This is a genomic window from Candidatus Ancaeobacter aquaticus (assembly GCA_030765405.1).
GTDB lineage: Bacteria > Auribacterota > Ancaeobacteria > Ancaeobacterales > Ancaeobacteraceae > Ancaeobacter > Ancaeobacter aquaticus.
This window is the reverse complement of sequence record JAVCCP010000078.1, coordinates 1-26334: the sequence shown is the minus strand read 5'-3', so window position 1 is coordinate 26334 and position 26334 is coordinate 1. Positions and strand designations below refer to the sequence as shown.

20 protein-coding genes are annotated in these 26334 nt (G+C 39.4%); 1 reads left to right on the top strand and 19 read right to left on the bottom strand.

Annotated elements, in window-relative coordinates:
* Positions 1–37 precede the first annotated feature (37 nt).
* The 17 genes from P9M13_10540 to P9M13_10460 all read right to left on the bottom strand — a co-directional run bounded on the left by P9M13_10540 (position 38) and on the right by P9M13_10460 (position 18902).
* A complete protein-coding gene (locus tag P9M13_10540) occupies positions 38–919 on the bottom strand; it encodes a methylenetetrahydrofolate reductase (GenBank protein ID MDP8263721.1) in 882 nt (293 codons plus the stop codon).
* A gap of 109 nt (positions 920–1028) precedes the next feature.
* The gene (locus P9M13_10535; GenBank protein MDP8263720.1) at positions 1029–1700 is read right to left on the bottom strand and encodes a methylenetetrahydrofolate reductase C-terminal domain-containing protein; all 672 of its coding nucleotides are present in this window, start codon (positions 1698–1700) and stop codon (positions 1029–1031) included.
* 201 nt (positions 1701–1901) lie between these two features.
* Positions 1902–2786, bottom strand: a complete 885-nt coding sequence (gene folD, locus P9M13_10530) for a bifunctional methylenetetrahydrofolate dehydrogenase/methenyltetrahydrofolate cyclohydrolase FolD (protein ID MDP8263719.1) — start codon at positions 2784–2786, stop codon at positions 1902–1904.
* Between the two features lie 314 nt (positions 2787–3100).
* Positions 3101–3841: an SH3 domain-containing protein gene (locus P9M13_10525; protein ID MDP8263718.1), complete on the bottom strand. Its 741-nt coding sequence runs from the start codon at positions 3839–3841 to the stop codon at positions 3101–3103.
* Between the two features lie 159 nt (positions 3842–4000).
* A complete protein-coding gene (locus P9M13_10520; protein ID MDP8263717.1) occupies positions 4001–6730 on the bottom strand; it encodes a hypothetical protein in 2730 nt (909 codons plus the stop codon).
* A gap of 191 nt (positions 6731–6921) precedes the next feature.
* Positions 6922–7569 (bottom strand): prepilin-type N-terminal cleavage/methylation domain-containing protein, encoded by a 648-nt coding sequence (locus P9M13_10515; protein ID MDP8263716.1) that lies wholly within the window; start codon positions 7567–7569, stop codon positions 6922–6924.
* 292 nt (positions 7570–7861) lie between these two features.
* On the bottom strand, positions 7862–8629 hold the full coding sequence (locus tag P9M13_10510) for a pseudouridine synthase (GenBank protein MDP8263715.1): 768 nt from the start codon (positions 8627–8629) through the stop codon (positions 7862–7864).
* Positions 8630–8814: 185 nt separating this feature from the next.
* Positions 8815–8973, bottom strand: coding sequence for a small basic protein (locus P9M13_10505; GenBank protein ID MDP8263714.1), 159 nt, complete (start codon positions 8971–8973; stop codon positions 8815–8817).
* A 13-nt stretch (positions 8974–8986) separates the two neighbouring features.
* Positions 8987–9301 carry a divalent-cation tolerance protein CutA gene (gene cutA, locus P9M13_10500; GenBank protein MDP8263713.1) on the bottom strand — a complete coding sequence of 105 codons (315 nt, stop codon included), beginning with the start codon at positions 9299–9301 and terminating at the stop codon, positions 8987–8989.
* A 76-nt stretch (positions 9302–9377) separates the two neighbouring features.
* Positions 9378–9776 (bottom strand): thioesterase family protein, encoded by a 399-nt coding sequence (locus P9M13_10495; protein ID MDP8263712.1) that lies wholly within the window; start codon positions 9774–9776, stop codon positions 9378–9380.
* A 22-nt stretch (positions 9777–9798) separates the two neighbouring features.
* Positions 9799–11124, bottom strand: a complete 1326-nt coding sequence (locus tag P9M13_10490) for a phosphomannomutase/phosphoglucomutase (protein MDP8263711.1) — start codon at positions 11122–11124, stop codon at positions 9799–9801.
* Positions 11125–11269: 145 nt separating this feature from the next.
* Positions 11270–12214 (bottom strand): GDP-mannose 4,6-dehydratase, encoded by a 945-nt coding sequence (locus P9M13_10485; GenBank protein MDP8263710.1) that lies wholly within the window; start codon positions 12212–12214, stop codon positions 11270–11272.
* A 227-nt stretch (positions 12215–12441) separates the two neighbouring features.
* Positions 12442–13419 (bottom strand): GDP-mannose 4,6-dehydratase, encoded by a 978-nt coding sequence (gmd, locus tag P9M13_10480; protein MDP8263709.1) that lies wholly within the window; start codon positions 13417–13419, stop codon positions 12442–12444.
* Between the two features lie 233 nt (positions 13420–13652).
* Complete coding sequence (locus P9M13_10475; protein MDP8263708.1) at positions 13653–13988, bottom strand: M23 family metallopeptidase; 336 nt, start codon at positions 13986–13988, stop codon at positions 13653–13655.
* Positions 13989–14225: 237 nt separating this feature from the next.
* A complete protein-coding gene (locus P9M13_10470; protein MDP8263707.1) occupies positions 14226–15239 on the bottom strand; it encodes a hypothetical protein in 1014 nt (337 codons plus the stop codon).
* A gap of 108 nt (positions 15240–15347) precedes the next feature.
* Complete coding sequence (larE, locus tag P9M13_10465; GenBank protein MDP8263706.1) at positions 15348–16196, bottom strand: ATP-dependent sacrificial sulfur transferase LarE; 849 nt, start codon at positions 16194–16196, stop codon at positions 15348–15350.
* 72 nt (positions 16197–16268) lie between these two features.
* The gene (locus P9M13_10460) at positions 16269–18902 is read right to left on the bottom strand and encodes a cation-translocating P-type ATPase (protein MDP8263705.1); all 2634 of its coding nucleotides are present in this window, start codon (positions 18900–18902) and stop codon (positions 16269–16271) included.
* Positions 18903–19033: 131 nt separating this feature from the next.
* Between P9M13_10460 and P9M13_10455 the strand changes: the two genes are divergently transcribed.
* Positions 19034–21061, top strand: a complete 2028-nt coding sequence (locus P9M13_10455; GenBank protein ID MDP8263704.1) for an adenylate/guanylate cyclase domain-containing protein — start codon at positions 19034–19036, stop codon at positions 21059–21061.
* A gap of 214 nt (positions 21062–21275) precedes the next feature.
* Here the strand turns inward: P9M13_10455 and P9M13_10450 are convergent, their stop codons facing one another.
* Both P9M13_10450 and P9M13_10445 read right to left on the bottom strand, forming a co-directional pair.
* Positions 21276–22004 carry a class I SAM-dependent methyltransferase gene (locus tag P9M13_10450; GenBank protein MDP8263703.1) on the bottom strand — a complete coding sequence of 243 codons (729 nt, stop codon included), beginning with the start codon at positions 22002–22004 and terminating at the stop codon, positions 21276–21278.
* A 49-nt stretch (positions 22005–22053) separates the two neighbouring features.
* Entirely contained in the window at positions 22054–26100 is a 4047-nt protein-coding gene (locus P9M13_10445; GenBank protein MDP8263702.1) for a M3 family metallopeptidase, read from the bottom strand.
* Positions 26101–26334: the final 234 nt, after the last annotated feature.

The following is a 26334-nucleotide window of genomic DNA, read 5'->3' as shown; positions in this document are numbered from 1 at the left end:
TGTTCTTAACTATACGCTAAACGCTACCCGCTATTCGCTATTCGGCGTGTAACGTCTTTGCTTTTTCAATAATATCTACGGTTTTTTCTTCACTGCCAATACACATGATATGCACACCGTCAGTGACCTTTCTAAATTCGTTCAGTTGGCGTGCTGCGATTTCTATACCTTTTTCAATAGGACTCTCGGCATTTTCAAGCTCCTGTATTAACAGGTCAGGAACTTTTACTCCGGGCACGTTTTCATTCAGAAAATGAGCCATACGAGCAGATTTGAGAAGAAGAATACCGGCAATTATTTTTGTATCAAAATTACGCGCGTGCGCCATAAAGCTTTCCAGCTTATCGTTCTCAAATATCGCTTGTGTTTGAAAAAACTCTGCGCCAACAATAATTTTTTGCTCAAACTTAAATAGCACCGGCTCAATGGGACTTGATCCGGGATTAACGCTTGTCCCGATAAAAAAGTTTGTTGCACCCTTCAGTTCTGTACCATTATAGTCTCTTCCCTGATTCAGCGACGTGATCATTTTAATTAACTCAACTGATTCAATATCAAATACGGGTTTTGCGCTTTGATGATCACCGCTGGTGATCATATCCCCGGTAAGAGCAAGGACATTATCAATCCCAAATGCTGAAGCACCTAAAAGGTCACTTTGGATGGCAATCCTGTTTTTGTCCCGGCAAATTACCTGATAGACAGGTTCAACACCTTCGTTCTTGAGGAATATTGCTGCGGGAAGCGCGCCTAAGCGCATTATCGCCCGTTGATTATCAGTTACATTTACCGCATCAACTTTACCCTTCAAATAGCGTGCCTTTTCCCTAAAAGGTCCAATATCAGCACCTTTAGGAGGACACAATTCTGCCGTGATGACAAACTCGTTATTTTTCAGTTTTTCTTTTAGTAAAGACATATTATCCGCTCATAATTCCTGGTTACTTTGTTAGCGTATAGCGCATAGCGTTTAGCGTATAGTTAAGAAATATATCAAAATCTAACCGCTATACGCCATACGCTATGCGCTAAGAAATCTTTTTTCTCGCTTTACTTCCAATATTCAAATCACCGGGCTTGTTGTGTTTGGAATAATCTTTTGCCGGTTTTATTTTCTTTAATTTATCAAGCTGTCCAAGCGCTTTTAACCGGTCATATATTTGCACCCACGCACAATCTTTTTCCCGATCAAACTCGCATTTTCCTTCATCCATCCCTCCGCATGGTCCATGCAACAGACCTTTTGGACATCGTGTTACCGGACAAATTGCCGCAGTATCGCCAAGAACACATTCACCGCACAATGAACAATGTTCACTAAAGTCACCTATACGTTTGGTGTTTCCCAAAAACAATGTATCGAGCGCGGGATATATTTCCTTATCATCTTTTATTACTGATACGGTCTGCACACCGGCTCCGCACGCCATGACAATAATTGCTTCACTTTGGTTAAATGCATCCTTATTTTCCATAATGAGCTTTTTGGTAAGCGGTATATGGCAAGTTTCATCTGGAACGATCCATCCAAGCACTTTTTTCCCGCGTGACTCAAGCTCACTTTTCATTGCAATGACTTCATCTTCACCGCCGGTTTTACAGGCAGCCGCACAGCTCCCGCAACCAACAATAAAAATATTTGTCTTTTCTTTAACAAACTCGAGTATATCTTCAATTTTTTTTGATTTCGTAATAATCATTACTTTAAATCCTATTTTTTAAGCTATAAGCTCTAAGAAAAAACTATACATTCAAAATACTATAAACTTAAATTATAGCACCCATCTTCTCACCGCGTAGGAGCCACCTTGTGTCACCTACGCGGTGCACTAAAAAACTATCAACGATGATCGATTAACGATCAACGAAATGCAAACACCTTGTGTCACCTACGCGGTGCATTAGCTTTTTTCTATGAGCTTTGCTGCTTCAACGGTATTTTTCATTAACATAGCGATTGTCATCGGTCCTACTCCACCTGGAACAGGGGTAATTGCCCGAGCAACATCTATTACATTATCATAATCAACGTCACCGACCAACCTATATCCTTTTGGTGAAGACGGATCGTCAACACGGTTAATACCGACATCAATAACTGTTGCACCCGGTTTAATCATATCAGAGGTAATAAAAAACGGACTACCAATAGCGGCGATCAAGATATCCGCTGAACACGTAATACTATTGAGATCAACTGAGCGAGAATGACACACGGTCACTGTCGCATTAGCGTGTTGCGCTTTTTGCATCAATATCGCTGCAAGCGGTTTACCCACTATATTGCTTCTTCCAACGATCACCACATGCTTACCCTCTATCGCAATACCGCTTCTCGCTAAGAGAACCTGTACACCATGCGGTGTGCAAGAAAGAAACCGCGGTTTACCCAGTAACATGCGTCCGACATTATATGGATGAAAACAATCAACATCCTTTTCAGGAACTATTGCCTCAATAATCTTGTCCTCATCAATGCTTTTCGGTAACGGTAACTGCACTAATATTCCGTGAATGACATCTTTCTTATTCAACTGATCAATAAGATCTAATAATTCCGCCTCAGTCACTGTTTCAGGCAGATCATACCGCTGGGAATATATCCCTAACTGCGCGCATCTTTTTTCCTTCATGTTCACATATGCGACAGATGCAGGATTGTTTCCGACAATAACGACTGCTATACCCGGATGAATACCTTTTTCTTTGAGCGAAGAAATCTCAAATGATAACTCATCGACAACTTCTTGCGCTATTTTTTTACCATCAATTATTTGAGCTGACATTACATTCTCTCCTTAGTGTCTTAGAATTGGTATTGAGAGATGACAGTATGATTACTTTGGCTGAGCCAATTTTGGAGCGAAACAAGGAACGAAGAGTACCGCATATCCCCTGCGATATGCAAGCGATAAGTGACACAGTTACAGCCCAAAATTGGCCAGCCCCTTCGGGGAGGCTTATCTTTGGCCGTCTACTTCGTTGCTCCTCCTTGACGTACCGCATAGGGTACGTCAGCGTCGTTACGCCTTATATACGACTCAAACCTGAGCCTCCAAATTTATCATACTGTTATCTCTCAATACCTTTACATTATACATCACTTTAGCGGAATATGTTTAAATTTTTGATCTTGTGTAATTTTTGTCTCTTTCATTTCTCGCAATTTGAAGATCTCTTTATTAAGTTCACCTATACGTTCACGCGCTAAAGATGTCTCTTTTATATCAGGATATTTTTCTACAATAAGAAAATATTTACTCCGTACAGCTTCATACCGCCACAATTCATCTCCTTCTGAGAGTATTTTCTCACGGAACTGTTCGGCCTCACGATATGCAATTTCACCATCCTTTTCACGCTGCATCTTACCGGCATATCCGCTAACAGTAGAGTAATACCTCACATACTTCTTACCCATATACCCAATGGACCCCTTTGGAGGAACAACACGCAGCCAATCACCTAAACGTCTTTTTATCTTTACCTTGTCACCTCTTTTAAGCTTACATACAGGGGTGAATTTATATCCCGGTGCTGATCGCACATATGCGGTATTTGCGGCTACCTTGTTCCGTTTAACAAACGAGCCGAATATCCATACCGACGCTTTTTCCGGCAGTTTTATTTTTGCCCACTTATCATTCTCACTATATACTGTGACCTCCTGCCCTTTCATCACCTGGCACATCACTTCACCGGACATCTTTGGCTTTGCACGCACATTCACACTTTTTACGGTTACTGTCCCGATATAAGGATAGCGTTCATCCGCGTGTAATGAAGCACATAGAAACAAAAATACAAATACTGCTATAACTCTAATAAATTTTAATCGCATATTTATAATCCATTTAAACAAAAAATAAAAGTGTAAAACCATTACCTTATTAGACGAAAACAAAGTAATTTTGTTTTACACTTTATCCAGAATATCCTTTATAACTTACTATTTATCAGAAAACAAATAAAACTGGGTAGATGCTATCCCATACGCTGTTTATCCATCAATGTCGGATGTGTAGAACACCTCAACCTTAGGCGGAATATACGTTACCGTTACATCTTCAAGAACAGGGGTTTTTAATAAATAATCAGTTTCCCCGTATTGTCTTCTTGATTCCAAATACATTCTGTAAGAACAGTACTGTCCCGTTGCATTTACAGACTGACATGTTCCTTCACTTCGGTAAAATGTAAGGTTTCCTTTTGTTGTGGTGGGCTTGGTATTCGTATCGACCGCATAACTCCATCCCGTTGGTGTTCCACTATCGTACACTTTCACATCAGCCGTCACATCCTCATCAACAATACCGTCTGGGTATATGAGAGCCCCACTAGTATCTTTATCGTCAGGGTCCTGCACATATGTGTTGGTACAGGTAATGGTACCCCACTCAGTATCAGGATCGCCCGAATCAAACTCAACCGATATGTAATTACCGTCAGTAGACATTATCCTCAAATCATCCCATGATGGAAGAGCTGAATTACAATACAGACCAAAAACACCAGTATAATTATTGCTGTTAGGATCAATATTTAATTCTTCATCAGAGCATTTTGCTGTTGGCGGATAATTATGAGTGCCTCCCGAATCAATAACCTGAAGTTTTATTCCCTGGCTTGGAGTAGCGCCTGTAATATCTCTTACAAGCATTTTATATGTTTTATCCCCAGAAAATGAATAATCATACAAATAAGATGATCCCTTTGGATATAAAGATCCACTGAATGCTTCTTGCCCGTCAGGGCCTGACTCTGATAGCCTAAAAACTACTTTACTAGGAAACTTTGATACATAACATTTTATGTATTCATTCCATGCCTCTGCAGCCCAACCGACCAGCGACTCGCACCCTGAAAGTATAAGTTCGACTCCATGCGTAGGATCTCCACTCAAAGGAACTGGCGTATTGTCATCATCTTGATTCCTTGTATATCCACCATCTTTAATACCTAAATAATAGCTAGGGGCAGAAGCTCTTATCCATCTTACATGATGACCTTCTATAGGATCAATTTCTTCCCATACTACCTGCCTTGCATACTCACCGATTGTAGCTTTAAGAGCGTCTGATTCTACCGGTATCCATCTTAACCCATTTCTACGAGCAAAAGCACTATAACTTCCCGTAGTATTATCTCTAAAAATAATTTGCCCAACATCATCTGTCCCGAGCCAAGCGTTTGCATCAATTGGACCTTCTGGACCGCTTGTCGAGTCGTAATAGTTTATACGCGCATAAAAATCATGCCAGTTCCATGAATCCTCTGATTGACCAGTACCCTTATAACTCAAAGAAACATTGATCCATTGCGTGCCGTGTTTAAGTTTTCCCGGATCAACATCATAGTCAGCAGTCTTCGGAAAGTTTTTTTGTGTATATGCACTATCACTAAAATCATCCCAAAAACCAAGCTTAACGGAACCTTCTATGGTATCATAATCAGCAGGCATATCCGCTCCGGTGTCTTGCGTCATATCTGTAGGACATGTATCATGCCATGTCACACGATAATACTCAGTAGACTGATCAAACTGTGATTGTTTTGTTATGTTCCATACCTTATAAACCCTCACGATTGCCGATACCGTATGTTCGGCAAGTTTTACATCAGTCGTTCCAACTCTCCGAAAAACCTTACCGGTGGATTCTATTTCATAAAACCCACCTGAATTAAATGAAAATTCAGTCGAATAATAAGGTGTGCCGCCTATCTCAGGTTTAACTTTATTTGGATTTACATTATCTTTTACTCGCTGTTTTACTGTAGCATCAATACCGCTTGAAACATCTACCCAGTAATCAAACCCTGACCAGAAACCAAGCGTACGATTAGCTATTATAGTGTTAGATAAAGATTCAGCATATCCCGATCCCACCCCGGGGTCACATTCAAGCACAGCTTTTAAAAGAATCTTTGGTGCTGTATTCAGATTTATCGGGGCACGAGACTCATCTGCACCTGTATTATCGACCGTATTAGGATCGACATACGCATAACAGGTTATATAATCTTTAATAGCTCCATATATGCCGTCACCCACACCGGGTGTCCATTTTATCTGTTCTTTAGATACAAATCCGATACCATTAATTGCATAAAGAGCATTTCTTTTTGTCATGATGTTTGACGCAATCGTTATCGGGCTTGAAACACCCAGATCATCAAAAAGCCGTGACATTATCCCCTCTATCTCTGGATTATCATCGTTAACATATATCATGCTTGCGCAATCAATAATTTTAAGAACTGATTTCCCTATAAAACTCATTTTTTTTGTCGTCCCAGATGAATCCATTACATCTTCAATAAGTATTTCCTCGGTATATTTTTCGGGATCCGTTCTTTTTGATCCATCAAATTCATTTAGATTTGAGAATGATGGGAGCGGATTACCATCGCTATCATTACAAATAGATGTATGCTCCTGAAACTTATCATAAAACCAAGGATCTCTTGCCCAGCCATTTTGTGGGTCCTTAGGCCCTTCATATGAATTAACTTTCGCCTTTGCACGGAGTTCGGCAATGGCACGCTCCAAACCGGCTTCGGCGATCAATCGCGCTTTTATCCGTGCCTCATACTGGTATGCAAGCCGCATTTCAAATGTCATGTTCATGACAAATGCAACACCCACGACTAATAGCAAAGTCAGGATACCCAAAGTGAGTATCATGGCTACACCATTTTCGCTATGTTTCTTTCTATTTAATTTACTCATATAACACCATCTACGTAATAGTTGAAATCTTTCCTACTCAAATAGCGCTTAGCGTATGGCATATAGCGCATAGTTAAGAAAAACCAAATCTAAAATTCTAATAATACTGTAGCGCAAGGCTTTAGCCTTGCTTAACGCAGGGCTAAAGCCCTGCACTACTACTATACGCTTACGCTACTCGCTATACCCTATTAATTCGCATTTCTCAATTTCACCACACCTACAAACTTTTTCGCCCTTTTTTCAAGTTCAGAATAAGATCCAGAATATTTTTTCATTGTTTCATCATCAACAATTTTAATTTCTATCCTTACAGCTTTAGGAAGTATATTAGATGAAATCCACGAATCACTCCACCACCCGGCATACAAATAATTTATAGAACACTTGACTACATTTTCTGCTAAAACTTCGCTTGAACCATCTTGGAAATTTCCAAAATTAGAAGTGTCTGATTTGTCACTTACATGATAATATCTCCATATCTTGAATATTTTATTTTCATCAGGATCAGAATACGCAAACCAATAACTTACTTCCACAAGATCGCAATCACCGGAATTTTTTAAAGGCACCATAAAATCAACTCTTCTATACGGAAGATTTGATTGACCTTTAAACTTATACCCATGCCCGGCGTACGCGCTTGCAAGCTCGCGTATCATACAATCCATTGCGGTACGTGCACTCTGAGATATTTGTGCGGTTTTGAACCCATGCTTAAACGCTTTTATCCCTTGAGAGAAGATCATGGTCAAGGCAACGACAAGAACCGTGAGTAACCCAAATGCAACCACTGTCTCTAAAAGTGTAAAACCATTTTGTTTTTTCACACGCATAAACCCTCTTCCATACATTACATTAATGTATTAGAGTAAGCACTGAAAGTGCCTAAGCCTTTTCATTATAGTATATTACATTATTTTAGAACCAATTGTCAAGGATACTGAAGTGTGGAGCTAAAAATTAGGTGGAAGATAACGTTTTTAGGAAAATGCTACCTTTTTTTCACCGCGTAGGAATCACCCTGTGCCACCTACGCGGTGATTTTGAAAGTGCAGGGCTTTAGCCCTGCGTTAAAGCAAGGGGTTTGGTTTTAGAACTTGGTATTTGATGATTGGTTATTATTTGTTACTTAGATTTTGTGAATTTGTTGTTATCTACAGGGCGGCGTTTCTGAATTTTAGGTTCCTGCGCAAGGATTTTTTTTACTTCTGTATCCGTAAGATATCTATACTGGCCTGACTTTAATGTGCCGAGAGACAGAAAGCCGATCTTAACACGTTTGAGGTTAACAACTCTGTGTCCGATCTCATTAAACATCCGTTTTACCTGGCGATTACGACCCTCGTTAATAGCGAGCGTTACAAAGGTCTTATCACCATGAGGACGGGACTTGTTGATCTTTGTACCGTATACTTTTTTACCGTCTAAGACAATACCCTTTTCCAGACGCTTCAGATTATTTTGTGTAATAACGCCTTTTGCAACAACATCATATACTTTTTGTACTTCATAGCGCGGATGAGAGACTTTAAGTGAAAAATCACCGTCATTAGTGAGAAGCAAAGCGCCATTAGTATCATAATCGAGTCGCCCAACAGTAAATAATCTTAATCCTTTTTCATGGACCAGCTGCAACACAATCGGTCTCTTATCTTTTTTCTGTACCGCAGAACAAACATATCCGGCAGGTTTATTGAGCAGTATATAGGTTTTTTTCTGTACAGACAGAGATTTCCCGTCAACACAGATCTTGTCTTTCGATGAGACAAGTTTCCCCATCTGAGTTACCACCTCACCATTTACCGTAACACGGCCATGTGTGATGATCTCTTCAGACTTTCTGCGTGAGGCAATACCGGCTTGCGCCATTACTTTTTGTAGACGTTCAGGCATATAATTCGTGCCTCGTGGTTCGTGATTAGTGAATCGGTTTTTGTTAAGCGCTTAAATGAACGTTCATATTTGCTACCCGTGACATTCACCGCCCCGATAAATCGTGGCGGTGAAATCTGGAAATTCGAAAAAATAATCGCTGTTAGATAAACGCTAAATGCAAAGTGCGCAAGCACTTTGTCAAATCAAACTGGTGGTAAGGTCTTTGGCAGGCCGTACACACTTTGTCCTTCTTTAAATTTGCCGCGTTTTCGTAGTTCTTCAACGCGTTCAAATCTTTTCATGACAGAACGTTTCACTTTAAATGTTCCACCAACTTTTCTCAGACTTGGATGCATAGACATAATTATTCCTCCTTTACTTCAATGATCCTTCAAGCCAATCGAGATATTTACGTTCACCACTAACTATCGGTAAGGCAATTATCTCCGGCACATCGTACGAATGATACTTTTTTACCATTTTCTCAAGCTGGGGCACTATACTCTTTTTTGTTTTAATAATCAAGAGAGATTCTTTCGCAGTATCAATTTTTTTCTCCCACCAGAAAAATGACTCCACACCATCAATAATATTGACACATGCTGCTAGTTTCGCTTCCAACAATGCTTTAGCTATTATTTTACCCTCTTTTTTCGATGAAACTGTTACATATACGACTACATAATCCATAAAATTTTTCTCTGAAAACAAAAATTAGTTTATAGTTCATCGTTCATAGTTCATAAAAAAACACAAACCATCAAACCTACTCGCTTCCACCATATATAGCACGCACTTCATCAGGTACCCGCACAGGTTTGCTTTTTTCATTGATAAAGGCATGTATTGTTTTACCTTTAGCGATCAATGAGGCATCTTTACGTATTTCATACTGAAACACCATGCTCGCATTCTTAATTTCACTGATCCACACAGTAATATCGATCAAATCATCGTAGGCAAGCGGAACTTCATATTTGCACGTGGCCTCAACAGCAGGTAAATACAGACCCTTTTTTTCAAATCCTGTATAAGGAATATTATTGTCACGGAAATATTCTGAACGGGCAACTTCAAACCAGGTAAAATAATTACCATAATAGGCATAACCCATTTGATCGGTTTCTTCGTAACGTACTCTCAAGCCAAAAGTGTACTTTTTCATATAAAAAGAACCATTCTATATATTAGCCTTGTTCTAAAATCGCAACAAGTTCGCTCTTTTTCTGTTCCATTAATTCTTTTGATTTGGCCTCTAAGTTGAGTCGCAGGGCCGGTTCAGTGTTTGACGGCCGTACATTAAACCACCAGTCACTATATTCTACTGATATACCGTCAAGATAATATACCTTGCCGTCTTTAAATGTTTCAGCCAATTCTTTTATCTTTTTGTCTTTATCAGCTACCTTAAAATTTATTTCACCTGTTGCAAAATATCTTCTAAGCGGCTGAACAATCTCAGATATCGGTCGACCATCTCTACTTACCAGATTTAGTATCTTTATCATCGCAATCTGCGCATTATCAGCATAGAAATTATCTCTGAAATAATAATGTCCAGAAAGTTCACCACCAAGTGCAGCATCGTTTTCTCTCATAATACCCTTTATGAACGAATGGCCGACACGTGACTCAATAGCAATACCGCCATGTTTTTCTACTTCTTCAGGAACAACCCAGCTTGAACGAAGATCATACACAATCGTTTGCGGACTCTTCTGGGAAAGGATCTCCTGAGCAATCAAAGCTGATATAAGGTCATTTGTTATCGTTTGCCCTTTTTCATCAACAAACGCTATTCTGTCTGCATCACCATCAAACGCGATACCAATATCATACGTACCGGTTTTCATATGTTCTTTAAGATCTTTAAGGTTCTCTTCTTTAAGCGGATTCGCTTCATGGTGCGGAAACGTGCCATCCGGCTCGAAATACAGTGGTGTTAACTCACAGGGAAGATGTTTATATACCTCTTCGACAAATTTTCCGGCAACACCGTTACCGGCATCAACAATAATCTTTAATGGTTTAATATCCTTAGCAAAGCTTAATATGTGGTTTACATAATCGCTTAAAATATCTTTTTGGGTTACTGTGCCTTTAGTATCTGAATGGGCAAATTCTTGTGTTTCGACCATCTTCTGCATATCCTTAATACCAGTTTCGCCGCTAATGGGAATTACGTTTTCCCGGCAGAATTTGAAACCATTATATTTAGCCGGATTATGCGATGCGGTAACCATGGCACCTGCCGGATATCCGTAATGTCCTACAGTAAAATAAACAGCAGGACTTGAACACATGCCAATATCAATAACATCAACGCCGCAATCCGTGAGACCTTCCATGAACTTTTGAGACATTATCGGTGTACTTGTACGCATATCATACCCAACAACAATTTCTTTTACCTTAAGAAACGTTGCAGCGGCTCTGCCAATATCATAAGCCATATTCTCATCCAGTTCAGTTGGATATACACCTCTAATATCGTACGCCTTAAAAATACCCACTCAAAAACCCCCCATACTTTTTAAGTTACAATTACCAAATACAAAGAATCAAACAATACTGTAGCGCAAGGCTTTAGCCTTGCCTTAACGCAGGGCTAAAGCCCTGCACTACACTATCCGCCATGCGCTATACGCTAACTGCAAATTACGTTCTTTCCATCCAATACGCTAGTAAATCGCGTAATGTATCTTCAATTTTATACCGTGGTTTCCATCCGGTTTTACTCATAAACTTTTTAGGACTTCCCCACACATAATCTATATCGTGCTTTCTAACTCTATCCGCTGATTCCTTTATCTCCACCTTTATTTGGGCTAAAGCGATCATCTTATCGAGAATTTCACTAATCGTATACAGTGTCCCGGAAGAAACATTGTACACTTCTCCACCACCGCATTTTTTTGCCGCAAGATCATATGCGCGCACAATATCTCTCACATCGGTAAAATCCCGTTTTACTTCAACGTTACCAACTTCTAAGACTGGTTCTTTCTTGTTTTTCTTGATCTGTGCAATTTGCTTTGCAAAGCTCGCGGTAACAAAATCGGTTGATTGTCCCGGGCCAATATGATTAAAAGGCCTCAAGATAGTAATATCTACTCCATAATTTTTCCAGTAATTTAATGCAAGTAATTCTGCGGACGCTTTTGATACTCCATACAAATTCGTGGGGGCTATGGATGTTTCTTCTGTTACCGGTAGATTTTTTTTATCTACTTCGCCATACACTTCTCCCGAACTGATAAAAACAATCTTACTTTTCGGTGAGTGCTGCCTGACAGCCTCAAAAAGATGCAGCGATCCATTAGTATTTATTTCAAATGATGCCGTAATGTCCGCATCAAACTTTTTAACTGATGCAACACCTGCCAAATGATAGACAATATCCGGCTGGGCTTTTCGTACAACAGAATTTATACCAAGATCATCCCTTAAGTCAGTAGTAAACAATTGAAAATGTTTGTAGTGGGCATACGAGGTATCAACGGCAATATGGCCAATCCCATAAATACGTTCGGTCTGCCCGGCTGTGTATTCAAGAAGATGATCCCCAACAAAACCTGTTACACCAGTAATCAAAATACTCATAAAACCCCAAAATTGCGGATAAGCAGCCATCTGCTGCGTTGCGTACTTGCGCTCCCTTGTGCGGTGTACAGTAAATACACCTCCGCGTTCGCTTGCACGCGCCTTGCACATAGCCACTTCTTCGCCATTTTTAATAAATCTCCACCTCAATGGAGAGGAAATGTCTCTAATAATTCAACGTTATTCGCCGTATAAAACAAATCCAGCTCTATCACTATAACAATAACTTACTTACTATTTGCCATTAGTTTCTTGTGTTTTTCAATATCGTAATCAACCATCATATCGATAAGACCTTTAAAGGTTATATCTGGCGTCCATCCAAGCTTTTCTTTTGCTTTAGCTGGATCTCCAATTAAGAGATCAACTTCCGCAGGTCTTACAAAACGTGGATCTGTTTTAACATATTCTTTCCAGTCTAAATCAACGTAAGAAAAAGCCTCTTCAACGAATTCCTGAACTGAGTGTGTCTGGCCGGTTGCAACGACATAATCATCAGGTGCGTCTTGCTGTAACATCAGCCACATCGCTTTTACATAATCACCGGCAAACCCCCAGTCACGTTTTGCGTCCATGTTCCCTAACTTAAGCGCATCTGAAAGTCCAAGCTTTATTCGTGCAACAGCATCAGTAATTTTCTTTGTAACAAATTCCAAACCGCGGCGCGGAGACTCATGATTAAAAAGTATTCCTGAACTTGCAAAGATATCATAACTTTCACGATAATTCTGAGTTATGTAATGGCCGTATACTTTTGCGACACCGTATGGACTGCGCGGATGAAACGGGGTGGTCTCTGTTTGCGGTACTTCATGTACTTTGCCGAACATCTCGCTTGATGATGCCTGATAAAACCGTATATCTTTATTTACAAGGCGTATCGCGTCAAGTACGCGTGTTACACCGACTGCAGTAAATTCTGCGGTAAGTACCGGCTGTGTCCATGAAGTCGGCACAAATGATTGTGCCGCTAAATTATAGACTTCATCAGGTTCTGTCTCTTCAATTATCTTTATTATTGAAAGCTGATCTAAAAGATCCGCCTGCTTTAAATCAATCTTCTCACGTATATGTTCTATGCGCTCAAACGTTTCAGTGCTCGATCGACGTACCATGCCGCTCACTTTGTATCCCTTTTCAAGAAGGAAGTCCGCTAAATATGAGCCGTCCTGCCCTGTAATCCCTGTAATTAATGCCTTTTTCATGGAACCCCCCTATAAAGCTATAAGCTGTAAGCTGTAAGCTTTAAGTTTAAAACTTTATTATACATTATATCGTTGTTTTCTCTTATAACTTAGAGCTGCTAAAGTTAGTCCTGCGAACATGCAAGGCTAAAGCTTTGCGCCACCACTGAGCTAAGCTATAAGCTGTAAGCTTTAAGTTAAAACTTTATTAGTTTTTATTTTAGTATTTTCTTACAGCTTATAGCTTATAGCTGTTAAGGTAGTCCCCATTTTGGATTTACCGATTTACCTTTATAGCGCAATTCATAATGCAGATGCGGACCGGTCACTCTTCCGCTGTGACCTGATAACCCTATATAACTCCCTTTCATAACGTGATCGCCCTTGCGAACAACAATCTTTGAAAGATGAGCGTAATAGGTTAAAAGCGTATCACCGTGATCGATCTTAACCATATTGCCATAACCGCCATTCCAACCGGCAAAAATAACTCTCCCCGGTGCAGTGGCATACACCTTTGTACCGTCACGTGCACGAATATCAATACCGGTATGCTTTATACGTCTTTTCAATACCGGATGGTGCCGCATACCATACTTTGATGTCACCGTAGGATTTTTAACCTTTAACGGCCAAATGTCCGGTGTTACCGATGGATGTCTTCCCCTAAAAGGACTGCATCCGCTTACGGTAACGCATACAATGATTATTGCGCTTAAAAAACATATATTTTTATATAGTTTACTACTTAGCATAATAGCATCCCTGACACTTATTGCAAAAATGGAGTGTATAATATCAAATCATACTATATATTAAAACACAAATTATTGACCAACCCGCAATGAGTCAACTGTCTCCTTATCAATAGAACTTGTCTTCTTCTCAATTAAATCTTCTTTCCCAGCACACTGACAAATAACCGTTACATTATTTTCATTATCAGAGTCACTGTAATAGGCACAAAACCGGCAACCCCAATCAATATCTTCTTCAGTTACAGCATGATCTTTTCTGTGACAGACAAGTACAACCGGACCGGGTAGCTCCTCAATATAAACGATCATGTCACCAGAACGTGCCTGTGCAGTTAATTTTTCATTCTCTTTTTCGTCTCGTCCAACAATGATCTTTGCACCACTTAACAAACGAAAATGCCGGCCAGTTTTAAGAAGGTCTATAGAAGATCTACTGTCATCATTATTATCGAACGCGTCCTGCAACTTTCTGCTGTACCCTCGATCAGTCAACAGACATCCGCCTGCAGGTGTTGCATACTCCGTAATTCCAAACCGTTCACATAATTCGAATTGGGGTTTTCTGCTTCTTCCTGTTATCCCGCATAATTTACTCCTGTCTACCCACCCCTCTTTTTCAGGTATAGTTTCAGGTAATGAATGAGCTGTAAGAGGCCGAAGCAAAATACCTTCCACCCCACCTTCTTTTTCAATCTCTTCGAGGGCGTGACGCATCTGTGACATTGGCCGTTCCCCGAGCACTTCACCGGTAATCAGAAACTGCGCGTCAATATCATGCATATATTTTTTTGCGTCTCGGATCATTATTATTTTGCAATCAATACAGGGATTAAGATTTTTTCCGTGACCGTGAGGAGGATCTTTTACGAGAGCAGTCATTTCAGGGGTAATTTCACGTACAAGTAGCGGTATCCCTAACATATCAGCACACCGCTGAGGAACAAAGACACCGGTCTTTTTAGAGTAGCCTGAACTGAACGTGCTTACATAAGTAACAGCATAGACATCTATACCCTGTTCAATGATCAATTTTGCTGCAAGAATGCTGTCCAGCCCACCGGATAGTAATGTTACTGCTTTCATGATAACTCGTTTTTCGTGATTAGTGTCTCGTGAATCGTATTTATATTTTTTTCATATACTTTCTTATAGCATATAGATTACAGCTGAATAATATAAAGCATCTAGTTTTTAGTCTGTAGTCTCTGGTCTGGAGTCTATGGTCTGGGGTCTGACATGTACGTTCATACTTCCCATACGATATCCTTCAAGATCAATTGTAATATATCTAAATCCGATATCTTTTAAGTGAGATAGGATCTTTTCTCTGATATCCTGAGCCATAATATGATCCATTTTGCTCTTTTCAACCTCTATTCGCGCAGTATCATCATAGTACCTCACCCTCACTTGCCTAAAACCCAGAGTCATAAGAAAATCTTCCGCACGATTTACCTTATCAAGTTTTTCACGGGTGATCTCGTGTCCATAGGGAAAACGTGATGAAAGGCACGCGTAAGCCGGTTTGTCCCAGGTGGGCAGATCCATGCTCTTCGAAAGTTCACGTATATCATTTTTGGTGAGGCGAGCTTCTTTAAGCGGACTCACAATATTAAGCTCTTGCAATGCCTGTGTTCCCGGCCGATAATCATGCACATCATCACTGTTTGACCCATCGGCAATAAACGCTACGCGTTCTTTATCTGCAATACGTTTGAGCTTTTGAAATAGTTCTTTCTTGCAATAATAACATCTGTTTACAGGATTATCCTTAAATTCCGGTATGTCGAGTTCTTCCGACTGTATCACCACATGTTTCACACCGATATGGGCTGCAAGCCGACATGCTTCTTTAAACTCTCTTTCGGGATACGTACTCGAACACGCGGTTACCGCACACGCTTTATCTCCAAGAACATCATAGGCGACTTTTACTAAGAAGGTGCTGTCAACACCACCTGAAAAACCGATCAAAATACTTTTATATCCTCTGATCAGTTCCTGTAATGTATGTAGTTTGGTATTGATATCTGTAGTCATAATAGTCCCTACCCTGCTGCCGCACGGCTAAAGCCGTGCACTACATGTCCCACGCATTATTGATTCCCTACTTTAATACTTAATAATTTTTCTGCGCCGTAATAATTTTTCGATCTCTACCGCAATAAATACAATAGATGACAAAAACAATGTAAATGTTAATTCACCAGCCGTAAGCGGTGCGGTCTTAAATATCGGGTTTAAAAACGGGACATATATCGTTGCCATCTGGAGTAAAAAGGTAAGGAGAAACGCGCCCAACAAAGGCACATTACTCATAATCCCTTGCGAGAAAAGTGATTCATTTTCAGATCGCACAGCCAGAACATGTCCCATCTGACTTAAACACAGCACTGTAAAAACTATTGTCTGCCAGTTTGATCTGCCTGTTTCAATCGCCCATGCCTGCGAGAAAAGTGATACTCCTCCCATCAAAAGTCCTACCCAGAAAATGTGCAGCCCTAACCCGTTCGCAAAGATACTTTCTTTCGGATGCCGCGGCGGTCGGTTCATAATGCCTTTTTCAGCCGGTTCTGCGGTAAGCGCAAGCCCAGGCAAACCGTCTGTAACAAGATTTATCCACAATATCTGTATTGGTATCAGCGGAATGGGAAGACCTAAAAACGGTGCAAGAAAGATTGTCCATATTTCACCTGCATTACTGGTCATAATATATTTAATAAATTTCCGTATATTGTCAAAGATCCGTCTTCCCGCTTCCACGGCATGCACTACGGTCTCAAAATTATCGTCCAAAAGCACCATATCTGCCGCTTCTTTTGATACGTCTGTGCCGGTAATACCCATAGCAACGCCGATATCAGCACGCTTCAATGCAGGGGCGTCATTCACGCCGTCACCGGTCATCGCAACATATTGTCCTTTATCCTGCAGCGCCTTAACAATTTTTAATTTCTGTTCAGGGGCAACACGCGCATATACTCGCACTCTTTCAACACGCTCCTCAAGCTCTTCAAGTGATAACTCTCCTAGTTCTTTCCCTGTTATAATTTCTCCATCTTCGCTACTAATAATATCAAGCTTTCGTGCAATTGTCCGTGCAGTAATAGGATGATCGCCCGTTATCATAACCGGTTTTATGCCGGCTGTTTTACATAGCGCCACCGCTTCTCTTACCTCTTCTCGCGGCGGATCAATCATCCCGACAAGGCCAAGTACCGTAAGATCCGTCTCAACATTTTCCGGAACATTATTTTTAGGGAGATTGTCCCATACCCGCATTGCAACGCATAATACTCTGAGTCCCTGATCTGCCATTTTTTCATTTATCTTTAACAACTCATCTTTTTGTAACGATTGGGATCCAATACATTGTTCTTTTACCGTTGCATTGGCTGCTATCACTTCCGGTGCACCTTTCGTAAAAGAAATATAGCGCGCATTAATACGACAATCAGGATCTTTTACTTCATGGAACGTGGTCATACATTTTCTCTCAGAATCAAATGGTAACTCTGCAACACGTGGATATAACTCAACTAACTTTGTTTTATCGTATCCGTTTTTCCCCGCATATGCATACAACGCAGTTTCCGTAGGATCACCAAGAACGATTCCTTTATTATCTTTATGTGCATCATTACTCACTGAAAGCGCCAAGAAAAGTGTTTTGAGCAATTCATTATTTTCTACAGAATCTTTATTAATTTCACATGAAGTGTGCACCGACTCAACGGTCATTTTATTCATGGTCAGCGTGCCCGTTTTATCGGTGCAGATATATGTTACTGACCCGAGTGTTTCGACTGCAGGAAGTTTTCTTATAAGGGCATTCTGCGCAACCATCTTCTTTGCCCCAAGTGCGAGCGATATAGTAACAACGGCAGGTAATGCTTCAGGTATTGCCGCAACAGCAAGCGATACTGCGGTAAGAAGCATAAGAAGCGGTAACTCCCCTCTCATCACCCCAACACCAAAAACAATGGCGCATATAAACAGTATTATGAGTGCAAGGTGCTTACCAAAACGTGCTAATCGTTTTTGCAGGGGTGTTTTTACCTCATCTTCATTCTGCAGCATCTGAGCGATTTTTCCGAGCTCTGTACGCATACCCGTTCCAACAACAACACCTTTTCCGCGGCCATAGGTAACGACGGTACCGCGATAGGTCATATTCTTTCTGTCGCCTAAAGGAAACGTCCCATCATTGAGTATATCGGAATGTTTTTCTGCTGGTACTGATTCACCAGTAAGTGCGGCTTCTTCAATCTTTAACTGTGATGTTTCACATAAACGTATATCTGCAGGCACAAGGTTTCCCGCTACTAAAACAACTATGTCTCCGAGAACAACGCTTGTTGATTCAATCACCTGCTGCATACCGTCACGAATAACGGTTGTATAGGGAGAGGCCATTTTCTTTAATGCGGCCATCGCCTTTTCTGCACGGTACTCCTGCACAAAACCGATTACCGCATTAAGGACAATAATAACAACAATTGCTATCGTGTCAGTCACCTCACCAATAATGCCTGATACAATAGCGGCAACAATAAGGACTATGATCATAAAATCTTTAAACTGATCAATAAACATGGCCAGTGGTGTGCGGCGTTTACTTTCAACTAAAGCGTTTTTTCCGTGCTCAGCCAAACGATGAGCCGCCTCCTGCGAGGATAAACCATTTATAGAAGAAACCTGTTCTTTTAAAACTTCTTCTTTAGAAAAATTACAATATGTTTTCATAATTACCTTAAGGGGTTATGATCCGACCCCTATATTATCAATTACGTGACTTAATTCAACAAAAGTATTTATCAAAATCATATATTTTGGTATAAAGGAGTTGAGAAATGCAAACAGGATGTATAGTATTTATGAAAAAATTTTCACGTTTTCTTACCGGGCCAAAACTTGGCACACTTATTACACTGATTGTTCTTGTATTAATGTATATTGACACCCCATTCCTCCACTTGTTTGAACTCAAAACAATTGATGCGCGTTTCCATATGAGAGGGCGTATTGAAGCCGGAAACAACGTCGCATTAATAGCTATTGACGATAGAAGCATAAAAGAGCTCGGCAGATGGCCATGGCCACGCCGCTACTTTGCTCATGCGGTAAAATATTTAAAAGATTGCGAAGCAAAGGTTATCGGTTTTGACGTCCTGTTTACCGAGCCGGACAGAAATTCTACGCTGAAAATGCTCGGAAAAGTCGAAGATACATTCACTTCATCAGGATTTTCAAAGACCAGTGCTGAAGGAAAGAATTTTCTTTCATATATTGAATCAGAAAAAAGGACATATGATAACGACTCTGCGCTTGCAGATGCCTTTAAGTATGCGGGCAATGTAGTCCTACCGATGTATTTCACCCTTCCCGGTGAAGAAGGAGATAAAGCATCATCGATAGACAAAAAAAGTCTTTCTCTTTTAGAACGATCAAGTTATCTCTTAACAAAACTCGGTGTTAAAGATCCGCGATATCTTCCACTGGAAGCTACAAATGTTTTTCATACGATTAATTCCTTAGATGAACAAGCACTATGTGAAGGCATGGTAAATATTGTTCCTGACATGGACGGTGAGCTACGCTGGGAGCTCTTTGCAATCAAGTTTAAAGGAGATCTTTATCCGCCGATAACCTTGCAAATGGCTCGTTTATACTTGAATATAGATATGGCAAAGATAAAACTTATCACTTCTGATGCCGCCTTATTACCGAACGAGATCATCCCTTTGTCAATGACCAACAAGCTTTTTATAAATTATTACGGCCCGAACGGCTCGTTCCCTTACTACTCATTTATTGACGTATTCAACAAAACCGTTCCAGCAGAGAACTTAAAAGGTAAGATCATTATTATTGGCGCTACAGCACCGGGATTAGGGGACCTCAAAGTAACACCCTTTTCACCGCGTCTTTCAGGAATGGAAAAACACGCAAATGTTATTCAAAACATACTGGACAACAGATTTTTGAAATTCAATATGATATGTACGGTTATTAATATCCTCTTTATTATTTTCTTTGGAATCGGCATGGGATATATTCTTGGACGTGCAACAACAATAAAAGGTATTATAATATTCCTTGTTACCATGACTTTTTTTATTGCGGCTTCCCAAGCTCTTTTCAGTCATTTATATCTCGTTACAAATATCGTTTATCCTTTTATTGCTCTCTTTCTTACCTATGGCGCGGTTACCGCGTCAAAACTTCTCACTGAAGAACGCGAACGGAAAAAGATAAAAAATATATTCAGGCATTACGCTTCAGAGCAAATCGTTACCCAGCTTCTCGCAAATCCTGAAGATATCAAACTCGGCGGTGAAAAGAGAGAGATAACCATTTTGTTTTCAGATATACAAAATTTTACTTCAATATCAGAAGCACTTGAACCCGAACAAATAGCGCATATATTAAACAAATATCTTACAAAAATGACCAATATTGTTTTTAAGCATGGAGGGACAGTCGACAAATTTATGGGTGATGCCATTATGGCACTTTTCAGCGCACCGCTTTATTATCATGATCATGCGTATAAAGCATGTGCAGTAGCGCTTGAGATGGTTGCAGTATCAAAAGAATTTGAAGCTGAGTGGAAAGAAATGACAAAACAGGCCCTCAAGATAAGAATAGGTATTAATACCGGTGTTGTTGTTGTCGGAAACATGGGCTCTGAAAAACTTATGGACTATACCGCTATCGGGGACGCAGTCAATACTACACAGCGTTTTGAACAGCTTAACAAGGAATATAACACTCACATCATTATCGGTGAAACAACCTATAATGAGATTAAAGACAGAGTCGAAGTGCGAGAACTCGGTGAAGTAAACATTAAAGGCAAGAACAAACGTGTCAGGACATATGAATTAAAAGGATTGAAATAAGGCGAAGCCTTATTTAATCGTTCATCGTTCGTGGTTCATCGTTCATAAAAATAACCGATAAATACTTCAGGAGATCGCAGCTTAAATGAAAAATAACCACTATTTACGGCATTTAACTTTGCAATCCACCGAAAGAGAAAATCAGGGGATAAACACACTCACCGCTATGTAAAATATCAGAATCTGTTTACCGGTTGGACTATTCATCCTCATACTATAATTTTCTACATTTAAAAATAATGTATTCTGGAATTCTATAATTTTTAAATCTTTTTTCGGGATCCATTTTGGCTGGTTTAGGCTCTATTATCTCTTCAATCATAAAACCGTTTTCATTTAATAACTTGGAATAAAAACCCAGACTAAAATGCAAATCAGTAAATTCTATATGGGAATAATCAGACAAAAGATACGTACCCCTATATTTTGCACCATCTTTAAAATAAGAAAAGCCGGGAACCGCGCCGCTTATCTTTGTACTTGAACTACCGGTCATATTAGCAACAGGATGACAATCGCTAAAAATAAAAGTTCCTCCTTTTTTAATAATCCGGCTAACTTCATTAAATGATTTTGCTACTTTTTGTTTGGAGGAAACGCTCAGAAAAACCATATTGGCAAACACAATATCAAATTTCCTGTCCTTATAAATACTCAAGTCATCGGCATCTGCCACCGTATATTTAATGTTTTTTGTTTTATTACTCTCTTTTTTGCAGATATCAATCCACCTCTGGGAACTATCAACTGCAAAAACCTTAGCGCCTCTTTCACTCAGTTTTTGGCTGATCAAACCTGCTCCACACCCCAAGTCTAAAACAGTTTTACCTTTAACATTACGAAGGAGCCTTAATATGGCCGGATAAATAATATAAACTCCACTAAGCGTCTTTTTTAAGTACTTACTAACTATCTTCTTGTCTTTATAATTCGTTGCCTTCATAGCTTTATCCTATCCTTTTCATGTAGCAAGCCTTTGCGCCGCCCTTTTTTTATGCGAATATCAGGAACTGCTCTCGCGTAAAATACATCATGTCTTCAGTATATCTTTTCGTAGCCTCAAAATCGCATGATATCTCTTTAGCGAATCTTTCCAGTTCTCTTCTTGAATAATGTTTTTCAATGTTTTGATCTTTTGAAAATGCCGCATACATAAAATCAAAGGCTGACAATATCATGCCTTTTTCAGGCATCTTAACGGTAACATCAAGTTTCCCCAGTAGATCAGCGTTTTCTTTAAATCCTATCTTTACAATTTCCTGATCTCCTATTTTTTCCTCTACCTTTGACGGATCTGTCTCTACCAAAAGATTATTTTTATATTTATTTTTTAAAGAAGTTAGGATTTTATCAGCATCATCGTTTAAAAAGCCGGTATTGATCACTGCTATCTTTGTATTCGAACCGGATGCGACAAGCTGATTTAAGATCACAATAAGTTCGTCCAAAGTGGTCTTTTCCAGGCTTTTGCCTTCTTTTTTATCATAATCCTCTGGATCGACCAGCAGTGAATCAACCATTACCAAAACTACATTTGTGTCTTTCAGCCCCGAAGTCTTGTCTGACAGCTCCTTTATATTTCTAAATGGTTTATATACCCTTGCGATCGTATCGATATATTTTCTTTGGGCATCGTTTACTTCAGTAATTAATTTATCTTTTGGTTTTAATACTTCCGAAATATAATATTTGGTGTTAATAGGCTCTTCCGTTGCATCCTCAATCATTTGCTGCCATTCAACAGAATCCCCCAATCTGTAGTAATTTTCAATAAGCCATTTGCCAACAGCGGGATTGCCTAAAATATGGCCGTATTCCCTGATTAAAAAAGTTTTATTTTGGGCATTTATAAAATCCGCGTTTGCATAATCGTTTGGCATATAACATGTTGTAGCGATATAATGATATAGCCCCGCGAATCTTGGCCAATTATAATAATCACTTACCGTATCTTTGGATGGCAAACCGATAATATCCGAACATCTATCCCAATATAATTTTGTTAAATCCTGATCGGGATCTTCATAAATCTTTCTATCAAAATCAGCAATTGCGATATAATGTCTTACCCCCCTGAACTTTAAAAGATTCTCTTTCCGTCTGGCTTCAAGAAATTCAACTATCAAATCTTTGGGCATTCTCGCATACTGCATTAACCAATCAGGGTCAACTATCATAGTTTCCGTAAATCTTGCCATACCTTCCGCTATGCCAATATTGTAACCGTTTAAAAAGAAACCCGGCTGAGCAGTATAGTATGAATGAACGCCATGCCCATATTCGTGATTAACCGCATCCGCGGCAAAACTGCCGTCAAGAGGCGTTGCTAAAAGCCTGATATCTTTATCTATCGGGTCTATTGTAAAACAAACGCCGGGATGCGGGAATTTCTCGCTTAGTTTCCCTTCTCTCGGGTTCATGTCATATTCGATTCCTGAAGTATCAAGGCCTAAACCTTTAAATGTCCATACCATCCTTTCGTGCGCCTTTTCTTTGGGATAGTATTTCTTCTCAACCTGTTCGTATGTTTCATGAGACGCATACAAAACATCCCACGGTTCCAGCCTCTCAACACCCAATATCTTTTTTTGTTCCTCAATTACTTTTTCAGTTTCTTCGTCTGTAGCATCTTTTACGGCTCCCATTAATTTCATAAACTCGTCATAATCTAACTCTTTAGTAGCCGCGACCAGCTCAAAATAATTTTTGTAGGGAAGGTTGTATTTTTCAGCTAATTCCCGCGTCTTTTTATTCTGCAACCTTACCAAATCAAGTTTCTTTTCAAACAATGCCTTGCCGCGTTCGACCATAAGCATCCAGGCATTTTTCCTTTTATTTCTGTCCGGCTCAAACCTTAGGATCTGTTCGTTTATTATAGTGTCATCAACGGACTTACCTTCATATATCATGGGATATGCCATAAATTCTTCTTTTAACTTTATATCCAACTCGCTAACTTCTTTAGAATTTGATACCTGCCCTCCAAGCAGGAGAAAATAAAGAGAATTAATCCTTCTTACAAGAAGAGGATCTTTAATATCCATACGTTTAAATCCAAGAACATCTTCAAACAGTTTTTCGTCTGACACTATCTCAAGCGTTTCCTGCTGGCACTCTTCTATTCCCGCTTTTAAAAGTTCCTTTTCTTTGGAAAAATCAATTAGAAATACTTTATCTTCGCCCAAAATTGCCTTTTCTTGTTCGGTCATTGCATCAATTAGGGCTTCTCTTTTTGCCGGGTCTCGTATAATTTCCTTTTGCTCCTTATTAAGCAGGGCATCATATACCCCCGCTATTCCCATATTCCTCAAGAATTTTTTACCTTCATCAGGAAGTTTCACAAAGCACTTCTCATGTTTTTCAGGATCTTTTAAGTCTTTTCTTTGCTCCTCAGTAAGTGTAGCAAGGTAGACATTGCCTTCATCCAGGTATTTTTGGATATTTCTTTTTTGTTCTTTAAGCAGATCAAAATACGCCTCCCTCTCATCGGGAGGCAATTCCTTCTTAAGTATAGTAGTATACAACTGCCAAGTTAGATCGCCTTCTTTTATGGCTAATTGACGGATCTTGTCCTCCATTGAGCTAACAAACTCAGAGACTTCTTTCTCACTCATGTAGACTTTGGCATCTTTATCCTCAGTTTCCTGTGGCGTCCCTTGCTTTTTAAGCGATTTACGGAAGTCTTTTTCCCGTAACACCCCTTTAACAAAGGTTGTTACTTTTTCATCTGAATCAAATAATTCTACATATCTACCGAATGATCCAATATATTTTTCGGCCTTTTCAGGACCTAAATAGTTAAATCTGTTTAAAAGACAATAATTAAAAATGAGATCAAGGAAATAACCTTTTAAAGCAATTTTGACCAAAAATATTAATTCTTCTTCACTAACCATCTTGTCTTCATCTAATTCAACAAGATAGGCCACAAGTAAAGAGGAAAGATTCTTATATTGTCCGTCAGGGTTCTCAAAGAGAAGTTCCATAATACCGTTCCGGAATTCTCTGAATTTGTAATCTTTTCTTGCTGATCCAAAATCATAAATACCCGTAATTGTATCCCCAACATAAATCATGTTACTGTCTAAATCGCCATGGATAAAAGATTCAACTTTTTTGCCATAAGGATATCCGCTCTTAACAATATCAAATTGTTTCAGCAGGAACTCCTCATGTTCATCAAATATTTTCTGTCTGCCATCAAGGCTATCCTCAAGAGCACTCTGATTTCCTTCGCTAAAGGTACTAAAGGTTTTTTCTTTTAATTTATTTAAATATTTATCGAATTTTTCTACAGCAACTCTCTCAGCAATTTCCTTGCTTTCCTTGCCTTCCGGTTTGGTTATGCTGGTTATATCGATTTTATTCTGGATCCGGGCCGCCATTTTTACTAAGGATAGAACCTTATTAAAATCCGTTTTGAAGGATTCTTGATACTCACCTTTTTCTAAAAATTCTTCCAAAACCCAGTAATAGCCGTCAAGTTTAAATGCGTAATCCAGGATATCTTTTGTCTCAGCTGAGGTCTTTCTTATTCCGGGGACAGGAAATCCTTGTTCTTTCATTTTCTTTTGTGAGGACAAAATGAATCTAATTTCATCTAATTTATTTTCGTTTGCATGAAGAGGGGAAAAACTCTTTAAAATATATTTTTTGCCGTCTTTCAGCGTAATTATAATCGGCATAATCCTGTTAGCCCATCCTGTCGCGGAAAAATCAATATTTGATGCGTCATCATTTATCGCAAAAGTAATATTATAATGTTCATTTAATAGCTTTTCTATTTCTCTGATAATATTTTTTGTCCTATCGCTTTTTTTAGGGTCTGATTTAAACCAAACTTCATCCTTAATGCTTTTCCGTATCATGTTATCCAGTTTTTTGAAGGCGGCCGTTTCTTGTTTCTTTTCAAACCCTGATTTTGGTGCAAGTGCCGCCCTTCCTGCATATACCGGTACTGACAAGGCAATATTCGTGGATAGAAAGATTATTATGTTGGCTAACGACAAAATTTTAATAAGACGGTTCGGTATTTTCATGTTTTACGCACTCCTTCAAGTCACGAGAATTGCTAAATAATTGCTTTATAGTAAGTACTTAGACATGATGCCATGAAAAACCAACTTTGTCAATGGGGAGGGTCCTGGAGCAACGATTCCGCAACAATACGCATAAGGTATGATTTTAAGCTTAATTAGAGGTTTTTAAACAAAGGGTCATATTCGCGAAAGGATTTCGCTTAAAAAATTGGATTACAAAAGACGATTATATCT